We start from the raw sequence: 12,520 nt of genomic DNA, 5'->3' as shown, positions 1-12,520 counted from the left end.
CGCTTGGTTATCCTCTTTGATTTGGCCGCGCGTTCTCCACGAGTCGTCCTAGAACCTCCCTGAAGCCATCTAGCTTGCCTTGGGAGTTTTGGGCGTGTTTCTCCATCTCTTCGTTGTTGCCTAGCATTTCAGAGGAGTTTTGTTTGAGCACATTGATGTTGGCTCCTACTTCGCCTGTGGCTTTTTGGGTGCGCTCGGCTAGCTTCCTCACCTCATCGGCCACTACGGCAAAGCCTCTACCATGCTCACCCGCTCTGGCGGCTTCAATGGCGGCGTTGAGAGCAAGCAGATTGGTCTGGTCAGAGATGTCTTTAATCAGATTCATCACATTCATAATCTCATCCACATTCTTAGAGAGGCTCTCGGCGTTGCTCTTGGATTCTTCGATCATGTGGATGATGTTCTCTAGAGCCGTGATGATCTCTTGGGTGTTCTCTTGGACTTCGCTCACGACATTTTCATTGGTCTCATTGAGCTCATTCACCTCTTTGATGCTTTCAATATTGACGATAAGACTCTTTTGGATGCTTTGGGCGTTGTGAATCACCCCTTCGGTCATGTGTTCGGTGAGGCTCACGGTGAGATTGCTTTTTTTGAGATTCTGTTTGGCTTCTAGCGTTGCCTCTTTGGCTGTCTTGGATTCTTCTTCGGCTGCCTTGGCGATGGCTTCGACTTTGGAGATGAAAGCGTTGAAGCTCTCCGCGGTTCTTCCGATCTCATCCTTGGAAGTGACATGAAGCCTTGTGGAGAGGTCGGCATTTTGGCTGGAGAGCTCCTTGGCGACGTTTTCAAAGCGTCTTATAGGCATGGTGACAAGGGCTCGGATGCTCACCACAAGGAAGAGGAACATCGCAATAAAAATGGCCAAAATAACAACCATTTGAGAGATGAGGGCTTTCTTGGATTGCTGGATGAGACTCTCTATGGTGCTATTTTTGGCTCCAACATAGGCGTAGGCAACCACTTTGCCTGAAAAGTCCTTGATGGGAAGCTTTTGGATGAAATAGTGAGGGCCTTTGGCGCTGGAGTCTTTGAAGGAGACGCTACTCACCTCTTTTAGAAATCCCTCGTCAATGAATTGGGGTTTGATGGCGAGGTAGGCGTTATTGAACTTGGGTGCATTTTTAAGCTCAGTAGCAATGTTTTGCACCATCTCCTCCTCGACCCCGACCACAAGCTCTAGATTCTCTTTTTGGCGAAACTCTTGGACGATAGCGCCAAAACCTTGGATAAACTCCACCGAACCAAGATATTCATTCCCCTCTTTGATGGGAGAGAGTCCGCGCACCACAAGGCCTGCCACGCCAAGCTCAATAGCGGGGAAGGGCTTCTGGCTTTTTTTGACCTCAATAATGGTTTGGCGAAAACCGCTCAAATCATCACCATGTTTATCGCTCCAGTGGCGAATGAAGCTTTTAATATCAGCGGTGTGGACATGGATTTGGATGTTTTGAAATAGGGTGTGATCCTTAAAGTCTTGAGAGAGTTTTTTGAGTGGAGCAATCGCCAGGGTGCGCTCGCCGCTCTTTAGAGCTTCGATCACGACGCGATTGTTAGCAATATTGATCGCGTTGGTGAGGGCAACTTCGAGCTTTTGGTCTAAGGCTCTCTGAAATGCTTGGTTCATCACCTTGCTTTCTGTTTCGTAAACCTCCTTTTGAAGCCCTGAAAGCGTCCATTGATAGTGGACAAAAACAGCGAAAAGACCCAACAAGATCGATATAGCAATAGGAATCTCTATCTTCCTGCCTAGCGAAATATTTTGAAACATTAAACCCTCCCTTTCACAATGAATTTAATCACAATTGTAACTAAAATTTATAAGACTTTTGTAATGATTTGGAGAATCTCCCAGAATCTCTCGAAGCTTTTGATATCCAGTGCTTCGCGCGTGGAGTGGGGGTGGAGAATCGTGGGGCCTATGGAGATGAACTCTGCCTTGGGGAGCTTCTCTTGAAGCACGGCGCACTCAAGACCTGCGTGAATAGAGCGGACATGGCAGACCCCTAGCTCACGCTCATAAACTTCCTTGATCTTTTCGAGATAGGAGCTGCTTTTGGCTTTTTCCCATGGAGGGTAAAAGTCTTTGAGGCGATCCTCTTTGATTCCAAAGGCACGGGCGATGAGTCGTGCGCGCTCCAAGTTTCGCCATAGGCGCTCTTTGTCGTTGGCTCGCCCCATAAGCGTGAGAGTCCACCCTTTTTCGTGGGCTTTGAGCAGGGAGATATTAAGCGAATCAAGCACGCCAGAGCTCTCTTCATCATAGGCAAAGATTCCGCTATGAAGCGCTCTGAGGAGATCAAGGAGAGGGGTTTGATCAAGGGCTTTAAGAGGAGAGGAGAGAGGCCTGGCGGTGGCACGAATCCAGCTTGGGAGATGCTCTAGGGGACGAGAGGAAAAAAGAGAGGCCTTGGCATGGACGGGGATGGAGTTGCTCTTTTCGCCCCCCTCAAAAGAGAGAATCTCCACAGGAAGAGAGGCAAGAAGATGTGCCATTTCCACGAGGGCGTTGGGATGATTTTTGATGATGTCAATGCCGCTATGCCCTCCTAGAAAGTTTTGTGTGGAGAGCTCATAGAGGTAGCCCTCAGCGGGAGTCTCTTTGAAGGTGGCGGGAATCTCAAGCTCTAGATCATATCCCCCCGCACAGCTAATGACCACCTCTTGGAGGCTCTCGCTATCGACATTAAGGATGAGGGGCGCGCTTGGGGTGAGCTCTAGAGCTTTGGCTCCTAGCATGCCGATCTCCTCGTCATTGGTGAAGAGAATCTCAATGGATGATTCTTGCTTAAGCAAGATCAAGAAACAAGCCAAAGCCGCGCCATTGTCTGCGCCTAGAGAGGAATCTTTGGCTCTGAGCCAACCCCCCTCCTCAAAAAGCTCTATCTCTGGGGCTTTGCCCACGCAGACCATGTCGTAGTGCGCCTGAAGGCAGAATCGTGGGGAATCGCCCTTTTGGCAGAGGATATTTCCCGCCGAATCAACGCTCACGAGAGCACCAAAGGATTGGGCGCTCTGAATCAAAAACTTTTGCATCAAGGTAGTATCCCCGCTTGAATGGGGGATTTGAGTGAGAGCCTTAAAAAGCTCAAGAGGAGAAGAGAACATAGAGATTCCTTTAAGAGATAAAACTTACGACCTCATCAAAAGGGAGTCGAATTTTGGGTGAAGGCTCCTTGGCGCGGTAGCCAAGAGGTAAAAGCAGAGCGGGTGCGAAAAGCGTCTCATCAATCCCTAGAATCTGGGCACACTTCTTGGGGTCAAAACCGCCAATAGGGCAAGAATCGATTCCTTTGGAGGCGGCGCAGGTCATCATATTGGCTAGTGCAATATGGGCCTGCTTGTCGGCGTAATCTACCAAGGCGCGATCATCCATAGAAGAGATATAGCCACCATACCAAGATAGTATCCCTTGAAGCGCCTCATGGGGGAGATTCCATCGACTAAACTGCTCTAAGACATAGGGACTATCGGGGCGGAGATTTTTGCGGATGAGAATCACGATGAGCTCTACGCAGGTGGCGATTTGGGGCTGATTAAAGCAGGCGGGGACGAGCCTTTGGCGCATCTCTTGATTTTGAATCACGAGAAATTTCCATGGCTCTAGTCCAAAGGAGCTAGCGCTCAGCCGCCCCGCCTCTAAAATCTCCAAAAGCGCCTCTTGAGGGAGGGGCTTGGCGGGGTCAAACGCTTTGCAGGCGTGGCGGTAGTTCCAGATTTCTGAGAGATTGAGGGGATTCATAGGGTCTCCTTGAGGGTTTGTTTGTGGCGATCTTTGCCATGCTCGACGATCTTTCCATGGAAGCGGGCAAAAACTTTATGGAGCGAGATTTCATATCCATAAAGCTCCATTACTTCTTTATAATGCTCTCTGATTCCTTGCTCTAGCCACTCCTTGATCTCATGATACCCCTCTAGGGTGTAGCCAAAGGAGCTAAGAAGCTTGTAGGCGTATTTATCTGCAACCATCTCTTCGTGGAAACAGGCGTAGCAGAGAATGCTATCGCAGCTCTCTAGACCGATTCCTTTTTGGGCTAAGAGCCACTCTTTATCCGCTCCTTCGCGGAAATCTTCAAAGTCAGCGAAGTCTTTTGTGGCATTTTGGCAAAATCGTTTTAATCGAGCGGCTTTGGTCTTGTAGAGACCCACCTCTTTGATCAGCTCTTCTAGAAGGGGAAGATCGACTTCAGCGAGAGCTTCAAAAGAGAGAAGATCTTGGGAGCGGAGGTTGCCTAGGGCGCGCTCGACTAGCTTCCATTTGGTATTTTGAACCAAAATAACCCCAGGAACCACCTCAAAAGTGCCACTATTAGGCCACCAATACTCATCGACCTCCTCTTTGATGTAGCCAAGAGCCTTGAGGTGGCACAGGAGCTCGAAACTATTTTGCATTCCATCTCTCCTCTAAATATTCTCGAAGTTCACTTAAGGGTTCTTCCCATGAGCCTAGGCACACTTGGCGGAAGAGTCTTAAGCTTGGGTGCCAGCTAGAGTGCTCTTTGATCTCCCAGCGCCAATCCGCTCGTTTGGGGAGAAGCAGAGCGGCTTCCATCCCTAGATTGCCGATGAGGTGAGCGATGGCGGTGTCGATGGTGATGAAGTAATCCATCTCCAAAAGAGATTCTTGGGTCTCCTTGAAATCACGAAGGGTGGAGCCTATATCCACAAGCCCAAAGGCTTCAATGAGTGAAACATCGATTCCCTCCACCTGAAAAGAGTGCAGGGCAAAGGGAAGGCCTTGGAGTGATTCAAGGAGAATTCTTGGATCAATGGACTTCTCTTTGGCGCCAGGGAAGTTTGAGTGGCTGGCGCAGACAAACCCCACTTTGATTCTCCTGGAGAGGGCTCGGCGGCTCTCTTTGGGGGGTGGTGCAAGGGGGGAGGTGAGGTGAAGGGCTAGAGGGAGAGAGGGGAGAGGGAGGGCTATGTCATAGCTCTCTTTGGGAGGCAGTTCAATAAGTGCTTTCGTAAAAAGTGGTGTCAATGGGCGCTGGGGAAGAAAGAGCACGCTTGAGGCTTTGGCTTCAAGGAGGGGAATAAAGCGAGAAAACATCAGCGTATCGCCCAGTCCCTGCTCATGATAGAGAAGAATCCTTTTGCCCTCTAGGGATTCTCCTGGTTGCCAAAGCGAAGAGAGGTTGGGGGTCACCCCCTCTAACTCGCGTCTTGCCTCATAGAGTTCAAATCCTGCGCCAAGCTCTCCTAGGCGCAGATGGAGGTAAGCGAGATTGAGGCGATAGGCGCTACTTCGGGGAGAGAGGTGAATGGCTTTTTGGTAAGCCTCTTTGGCTTGAGCGTAGGAGGCATGGAGGGCGAGGGCGTTGGCGTAGTTGAACCAAAGCTCATGATTCTTCTCCTCTTTGGCAAGAAGAGAGCGATAAAGCGCGAGCGCCTCCTCTAAAAGATCCATCTCCACCAAAAGTCGCGCTTGGTTTTGGGCGGCATAGGGGTGGCCAAGCATGGCGGCTTTTTGATAAAACTCTAGTGCCTCTTTGGGTGAAGAGCAAGAGAGGAGGTTGGCAAGATTATAGAGCGCATCTCTATCCTCTGGCGCGTATTGGAGGGTTTTTTGATAAAAGCGGAGACTCTCTTGCGGATCTCCCGCATCTTGAAAAGCTCTAGCGAGATTGTAGAGGAGCAGAGGGTTGCAAGAATCGTGCTCAAGGAGTGCGGCGAGAATCCGAATCGACTCTCTTGGTTCGTGATTGCGCCGATGGGCTTCGGCGAGATTGGTGAGGTAGGAGGGGAGGGCGCGGTGGGTGTAGGCTTCCGTGAAATAGCCAATCGCCTTATCGGGAAGCTTGAGCGCAAGAACGTTGAGTCCGGCGATATTCCAAGCGTCAGAGCAGTGAGGAAAAAGGGAGAGAATCTGTGTGCAGAGCGAGAGAGAGTTTTGAAAATCGCCTCGGTTGTAGAGGGTGAGGGCGATCTGCAAAGAGTCTTCTAGCGAGAGAGTATTTTCGGTGCTCATGGCTGGACTTTTTGTTCACATTGTAGCAGAGGAAGGGCTAAAAAGGAGATAAAGTAGAAAGTAGAAAATCGCCCCCCAAGGAGGGAGGCGAAAGAAGAGATGACTACTGAAGGAGTCGGAGAATGTTTTGCTGAGAAGAGTTAGCTTGGCTCATTGCGTAGCTTCCAGCCTGCGCAAGGATGTTTAGCTTGCTGTAGTTAGAGCTTTCTGCTGCAAAGTCAACTTCTCGAATGTTAGACTCAGCCGCTTGGACGTTCACCTGCGTGATGGTGATGTTGTTTACAGTGCTGGTCATTTGGTTTTGAACAGAACCGAGGTCGGATCGAACTTTGTCTAGCATTTTAATCGCAGACTCAGCGATATCCATGACCACCATGGCGCCTTTGAGGCTAGTGACGCCCGCGCCAATACCATTAGCATTGTCTGTGGCGATAGAAGCGTTAGCGTTAGCTCCCGCAGCCGAGGCAACGTTCTCGTTGAACTTGCCTTTAACGTCTCGCAAGTTAACAGTGGTTTCAGCCATTGCTCCAATGCCGCTGCCTGCACCGCCGCCGCTAGCTACAAGACCTACAAGATTAGCATTGGTTCCGCTAATCTGAATATCTCTTGCATCCAATCGAGTCAAAGTGATTCGGCCTACAGTGGTTGCGCCTGCGCCCGCTGAGGCTGTTCCCATGCTTCCGCCACCAAGTATGGTAGAGGCAGAGGTGGTTTTAACTTGAACCGCTCGACCATCAGTGGAGTTGAGGTTCAATCGACCTTGCTCATCAATAGAGGCTTCAACCCCTGTTTGATCTTTGACCGCGTTAATCGCCGCGATTAGTCGACCATCAGAGTCGTTCTTTTGGACATCAGTAACGGTTCCAATGGTAATACCATTGATCTCAAGACCTTTGATAGTTCCAGAGGCAACATTGGTTGAACCTGTTGCTTGAACACTCCAAGAGGCTTTGACGTTAAGAGCGTCAGAGTTTTTGTTGATAGTCTCAACCAAAACCCCAATTCCTGTTCCTGCAGAGGTCGAAATTTTGACTGATTCGAGCTGAACAGAGTTGGTTCCATCCACGTTGACGAATTTGAGCGCAACGGAAGTCAAAGAAGAACCCCCTGCTGATGCTACGATCTGACCTGAAGTCTCTAGTCGTACTTGACCGATCTTGTCAGAGCTGGTCGCGCCGATAGAGGCTTTGATGGTTTGGTTTGAGTAAGCACCTACTTGGAACTCTTTGTTGGTGAAAGAGCCAGAAAGTAGGGATTGACCGTTGTAGCTAGTGGTAGCCGCGATGTTGTCAAGACCTTCGATGAGTCGGTTGATATCCGCTTGAAGAGCCTTTCGTGTAGTCGTGGTTTGACCATCCTGAGCTGATTGGGTCGCTTTGGTTTTAATAGTATCAAGAATCTTGATCTGTTCATCCATCGCTTTGTCGGCGATTTGAACGATTCCGATACCGTCGTTGGTGTTCTTGATCGCTTGACCCAAAGAGTTGGCTTGCGTTCTCAAAGAGTCGGCAATCGCCATACCAGAAGCGTCATCAGCTGCTTTGTTGATTCTAAGACCTGAGCTTAGTTTTTCCAAAGAGCTGCTGAGTTTGGTGCTATTGAAGCCCCCTTGAGCCTGAGCGTTAAGCGCACTAACGTTGGTGTTGATTTGAAATGCCATGGTAAACTCCTTTTTGGTATTGCTTGAAGCATCCTTGCTTCTTAGGAACTATATCGCTTTTTTTCTAAAAAAGTTTAGGGAAATTTTTTATGCTAGAATTCTAGCCGCAAGCCGCCCCCAAGCTTCCTACTAATTGCGAAAGGCAGAAATTGAAAAACCTGATTATTGTCGAATCACCGACCAAGGCTAAAACCATCAAAAATTTTTTGGGCAAAGAGTATGAAGTGATCGCCTCCAAGGGGCATATCCGCGATCTTCCCAAGCACAACTTTGGAATCAAGATAGAGGGGCAGAGCTTTCTCCCTGACTACAAGATTGAAAAGGGTCACGAGGCAGTCGTGAAGGAGATCAAAGCGCTTGCCCAAAAGGCCAAAACCATCTATATCGCGACCGATGAGGATCGAGAGGGAGAGGCGATTGGCTATCATATCTCCCATGCGATCGACAAAGACCCCACTACACTCCCGCGAATCGTCTTTCACGAGATCACTCAAAACGCCATTAAGCACGCCCTAGAGACTCCTCGCTCCATCAATATGGACATGGTGAACGCTCAACAGGCGAGGCGTTTGTTAGATCGAATCGTGGGTTATCGCCTCTCTCCGCTGATCTCTTCCAAGATTCAAAAAGGGTTGAGCGCGGGTCGAGTCCAAAGTAGCGCTCTAAAGCTCATCGTAGATAGGGAGAGGGAGATTCGCTCCTTTGTGCCTGTGACTTACTTCACGATTGAGGCGCTCTTTGAAAAGGGAATCGAGGCGGAACTGATTGAGTTTGAAGGGGAAAAACTAGAGAAGCTCTCCATCGGAGAATCTAAAAAAGCCAACGAGATGGTCAAGGTGCTTCAAAAAGAGAGCTGGAGCATCACGGGAATTGAGCATAAAAGACGCAAGACCTCCACTCCTCCCCCCTTTATGACCTCCACGCTTCAGCAAAGCGCCTCTTCGGTGCTTGGATTTTCACCTAGCAAAACCATGATGGCAGCCCAAAAGCTCTACGAAGGGGTGATGACTCATCAGGGGGTGATGGGAGTGATCACCTACATGAGAACCGATAGCCTCAATATCGCCAAAGAGGCTCAAGAGGCGGCTAGATCAAGAATCAAAGAGGTCTATGGGGAGCGTTATCTGCCTAAAGAGCCCAAAGTTTACACGACTAAGTCTAAATCCGCCCAGGAGGCGCACGAGGCGATTCGTCCCACTCTAATTGACTTCACTCCGCAATTAGCCGCACAATATCTCAAAGGCGATGAGCTCAAGCTCTACTCGCTCATCTATAATCGATTCCTTGCCTCGCAGATGAATGATGCGGAGTTTGAACTCCAGACTATCCTGCTTGGCTCCTCCAAGGGGGTCTTTAAGGTGAGCGGGCGCAAGCTCATTTTTGATGGTTTTTATCGTGTGATGGGGAGCGAGGATAAGGATAAGCTTCTGCCGGAGCTCCAAAAAGGAGAGGCACTCAAACTAGAAGAGTGCAAAGCCAATCGCCATGAGACGGAGCCGCCCGCAAGATTCTCTGAAGCCTCTATCATCAAAACGCTTGAAGCCTTAGGAATCGGCCGCCCCTCCACCTATGCACCGACTATCTCGCTTTTGGCGGGTCGTGACTACATCCGAATCGAGAAGAAGCAGATCATCCCTGAAGAGGTCGCCTTTAAAGTGATCGAGGTGCTAGAGGCGCATTTCACGGAGATTGTGGATAGCCATTTCACGGCAACCCTTGAAGAGGAGCTCGATGAGATTGCCGAATCAAAGAAAGATTGGCAGAAGGTGCTTTGGGATTTTTATGAGAAGTTTGATGCCAAGATCGCCCTGGGCAAAAAAAATATTGAAAGTCAAAAAGTGGCGATCCCCACAGGCGAGATGTGCCCCAAGTGTGGTGCGGAGCTGGTGAGGCGCATGAGTCGATATGGGGAGTTTGTCGCTTGCAGTGGCTATCCTAAGTGTAAATATATCAAACCTCAAGAATCATCTCCTGAGCAAGAGGGCGAGGAGAGCGAGGAGGTGTGCGAGAAATGCGGCAAGCCAATGGTTAAAAAGCGCGGACGCAATGGTGAATTTTTGGCGTGTAGTGGCTATCCAGATTGCAAAAACACCAAGTCTCTCAAAAAGAGCAGCACCCCTAAAAAAGTCCTAGAGGTGAAGTGCCCCAAGTGCGGAGGAGAGATTATCGAGCGTTCTTCTAGGCGGGGTAATTTCTTTGGTTGCGCCAACTATCCTAAGTGCGACTTTATAAGCTCTCATGAGCCTATCAATGAGAAGTGCCAAAAGTGCGGAGGCATGATGGCCAAGCGCACTTATCGCAAAAAAGAGGTGCACGAGTGCATCGCTTGCAAAGATCGAATCGAAGTTGAAGAGAGAAATGAGGAAGAGAAGTGAAAGATATTTTTTTATGTTCCATTTGTAATGTTAGCAGCGGTGGGTGCGCCGAAGATTGTGCCTATTGCACCCAAAGTGCAAAGTATCGCGTGGATATTGAGAAGTACAAACAAAAGAGTTTGGAGAATATTTTAGAAGAGGCTAGACGCGCTAGAGCAAGCGGAGCGCTTGGCTTTTGCTTGGTCACCGCAGGAAGGTCGCTAGATAGCGCCAAAACCGCCTATATTTCCGAGGCGGCTAGAAGTATCAAAGAGGCTGGGCTAGAGCTTCATCTGATTGCCTGTTGCGGGAGTGCCACAAAAGAGGCTTTGGCGGAGCTCAAAAAAAATGGCGTGGATAGCTACAACCACAACCTAGAGACCGCCAAGAGTTTTTTCCCAAAAATCTGCACCACGCACTCATGGGAAGAGCGATATGAGACTTGCGAGAGTGCGCTTGAGGTGGGGCTTGGGCTTTGCACGGGCGGAATCTTTGGACTTGGAGAGGGGTGGAGTGAGCGACTAGAGTTTCTCCATGCGCTCCAAACCCTCTCACCTCACAGTGTGCCCGTGAACTTCTATATTCCTAACCCCTCCTTGCCTTTGGAGGTGGAGGCGCTCGCTCAAGAGGAGGCGCTAGAGTGCGTGAGGCTCGCTAGAGAGTATCTTCCAAGTGCTAGATTGATGATCGCAGGGGGGCGCGAAAAGGTCTTTGGTCAAGCGCAAAAACCCCTTTTTGAAGCGGGAATCAACGCGGTGGTGCTTGGAGATTATCTCACCACCAAGGGAAATAGGCCTAGTGAAGACATTGCGATGATTCGCTCCTTTGGATTTGAGATCGCTGAGGCGTGCCACTAGCCATGGATAGGCAGAGGGTGAGATTTTGGAAGGAGAGGCTCGCTAGACTTTGGACATTTTTTGATGCGGAGCTCAGCTTTTATGCCGCAAGCCTGAGTTTTTATACGATCTTTGCCCTCATTCCTCTGCTTCTCATCGTCTTTTCGCTCCTAGCCAACCTTCCGAATTTCCAAGACCAACTCTTGGAGCTCAAAGGTTTCCTCCTCTCCAATCTCATGCCCACCAACACCGAAGTTGTCTCTCTCTATCTAGATCGCTTCATGGAAAACTCCTCTAAGCTTGGAAATATGGGACTTGTCTATGTGCTTATCGCATCACTCCTCTTTTTTAAAAACTACCAATACATTGTCGCTAAGATGTTCAACTCTAAGCCAAGGGATTTTTGGAGTAGCGTGACCGTCTATTGGACGCTCATGACGCTTCTTCCTATTGGGCTCTCGCTCTCGATCTTTTTTAGCACGCAAGCACAGATGATCTTGGAGGAGAGCGGCTACCATCGGCTTGATCCTGGGGTGAGTGGAATCGTGCCAGCGTTCTTGGTCTGGGTGATGCTTTTTGTTCTCTTTAAAATCTCAGCCAACAAACCCCTCACTTTGCGCGCTTCACTCCTCTCCTCGCTCCTCACTGCGCTCGTGTGGCTCTTTTCAAAATGGGCATTTGTCTTTTATGTGTTTCACAACAAAGCCTACCTCACGCTCTATGGCTCTTTTAGCATTCTGCTTTTTTTCCTGCTCTGGGTCTATCTCTCGTGGGCAATTCTGCTTTATGGGATGCGCTTGTGCGAGGCACTCAATAGCGGGCTTGGAGAAGAATCAAGCCCCGGCTAAGGGGCTTTGAGCGAGGAAGTTTCGCAGAGTCTCATAGGCTTCTTTGATCATTAAAAAGCGCTCCGTGGCCTCCTCTTTTTCACTCGATTCTCTTAGATCGGGATGCGATTCTCTAGCGAGCGTTTTGTAGCGCTCTTTGAGCCTCTGTTCGTTCAGCTCGTGGGGAGAGAGCTGAAAAAGGGCGCGGGCTTGACGGATCTTTTGGATTCTCTCTAGCGAGCTTTCAAAGGTTCTTGTTTTGGAATGAGACGATTCCTCAAGGAAGGCCTTGAAGTGGTGCTCTTCGTAGATGAGCTCGATTCTTTTCCCTAAAACTTGGCGCTTGGCAAGGAGAGAGCGAAGTGAATCTTTAAAGCCTGGGGCTTTGGTGTGAAGGGTGAGGCTTCTTTTGGACTCATCATAACTCAAAAGAGAGAAAAGAAAGAGTGACTTAAGAGAGGAGAAGAGCCAAGGAGAGGCTCCCTCTTCAAGCCATAGCGCCACCCTCTCTTCGCTTAGCTTCCAGAGTTTGACGGTAGGAATTGCCACTCTTGGGAGAGCGATTTCAAGGGGTTGTATTTTGAATTTCACGGTTTTTTTGTAGTGGGCTAGGAGGGATTCTTGTTCCAAAGGAGGGAGAGAACTTTTTTCAAATAGCTGGCTAAGTAGCGCATGGCGGCGTTTGAGTGTAGTGGAATCGTTGGATAGATCGGGGTAGAGGATGATGGAGTTTCGCCCGAAATAGAACTCATAGAAGTGCTTTTTGACGTACTCCTGAATTCTTGGCACTAGAGGATGATGAGGCTCTAGGTGAATTTGAAGAATCCCATTTTCGTGAGTGATGATCATCGTCTCCATGAAACTTCTTCTCC

At 49.3% G+C, this 12,520-nt stretch carries 10 protein-coding genes; 3 read left to right on the top strand and 7 right to left on the bottom strand.

Going from position 1 to position 12,520, the window contains the following annotated elements; genetic code table 11:
- Nucleotides 1–7: 7 nt before the first annotated feature.
- From WS_RS07170 to WS_RS07145, 6 genes are all read right to left on the bottom strand, one after another.
- Nucleotides 8–1,771 carry a methyl-accepting chemotaxis protein gene (locus tag WS_RS07170; protein WP_011139343.1) on the bottom strand — a complete coding sequence of 588 codons (1,764 nt, stop codon included), beginning with the start codon at nt 1,769–1,771 and terminating at the stop codon, nt 8–10.
- 47 nt (nt 1,772–1,818) lie between these two features.
- A complete protein-coding gene (locus WS_RS07165; RefSeq protein WP_011139342.1) occupies nt 1,819–3,108 on the bottom strand; it encodes a M20/M25/M40 family metallo-hydrolase in 1,290 nt (429 codons plus the stop codon).
- 10 nt (nt 3,109–3,118) lie between these two features.
- Nucleotides 3,119–3,742 (bottom strand): NAD(P)H-dependent oxidoreductase, encoded by a 624-nt coding sequence (locus WS_RS07160; RefSeq protein WP_011139341.1) that lies wholly within the window; start codon nt 3,740–3,742, stop codon nt 3,119–3,121.
- Nucleotides 3,739–4,392: a 3-methyladenine DNA glycosylase gene (locus WS_RS07155; protein WP_011139340.1), complete on the bottom strand. Its 654-nt coding sequence runs from the start codon at nt 4,390–4,392 to the stop codon at nt 3,739–3,741. The genes WS_RS07160 and WS_RS07155 overlap by 4 nt, the downstream gene beginning before the upstream one ends.
- On the bottom strand, nt 4,382–5,971 hold the full coding sequence (locus WS_RS07150) for a tetratricopeptide repeat protein (RefSeq protein WP_041571857.1): 1,590 nt from the start codon (nt 5,969–5,971) through the stop codon (nt 4,382–4,384). Before WS_RS07150 ends, WS_RS07155 begins: the two co-directional genes overlap by 11 nt.
- A gap of 103 nt (nt 5,972–6,074) precedes the next feature.
- On the bottom strand, nt 6,075–7,631 hold the full coding sequence (locus WS_RS07145) for a flagellin A (protein WP_011139338.1): 1,557 nt from the start codon (nt 7,629–7,631) through the stop codon (nt 6,075–6,077).
- 149 nt (nt 7,632–7,780) lie between these two features.
- Between WS_RS07145 and topA the strand changes: the two genes are divergently transcribed.
- Genes topA through WS_RS07130 form a run of 3 tightly spaced genes read left to right on the top strand, consistent with a single transcriptional unit; the run spans nt 7,781 to nt 11,669 of the window.
- Complete coding sequence (topA, locus tag WS_RS07140) at nt 7,781–10,006, top strand: type I DNA topoisomerase (RefSeq protein ID WP_011139337.1); 2,226 nt, start codon at nt 7,781–7,783, stop codon at nt 10,004–10,006.
- Nucleotides 10,003–10,842 carry a biotin synthase gene (locus tag WS_RS07135; protein ID WP_011139336.1) on the top strand — a complete coding sequence of 280 codons (840 nt, stop codon included), beginning with the start codon at nt 10,003–10,005 and terminating at the stop codon, nt 10,840–10,842. The genes topA and WS_RS07135 overlap by 4 nt, the downstream gene beginning before the upstream one ends.
- A gap of 17 nt (nt 10,843–10,859) precedes the next feature.
- Nucleotides 10,860–11,669 carry a YihY family inner membrane protein gene (locus WS_RS07130; RefSeq protein WP_011139335.1) on the top strand — a complete coding sequence of 270 codons (810 nt, stop codon included), beginning with the start codon at nt 10,860–10,862 and terminating at the stop codon, nt 11,667–11,669.
- On the opposite strand, the gene WS_RS07125 is transcribed toward WS_RS07130, so the two are convergent.
- Nucleotides 11,655–12,506, bottom strand: coding sequence for a J domain-containing protein (locus WS_RS07125; RefSeq protein WP_011139334.1), 852 nt, complete (start codon nt 12,504–12,506; stop codon nt 11,655–11,657). The genes WS_RS07130 and WS_RS07125 overlap by 15 nt on opposite strands.
- Nucleotides 12,507–12,520: the final 14 nt, after the last annotated feature.

The sequence above is a fragment of the Wolinella succinogenes DSM 1740 genome (assembly GCF_000196135.1).
Lineage (GTDB): Bacteria > Campylobacterota > Campylobacteria > Campylobacterales > Helicobacteraceae > Wolinella > Wolinella succinogenes.
This window is presented reverse-complemented; position numbering and strand designations above follow the sequence as displayed.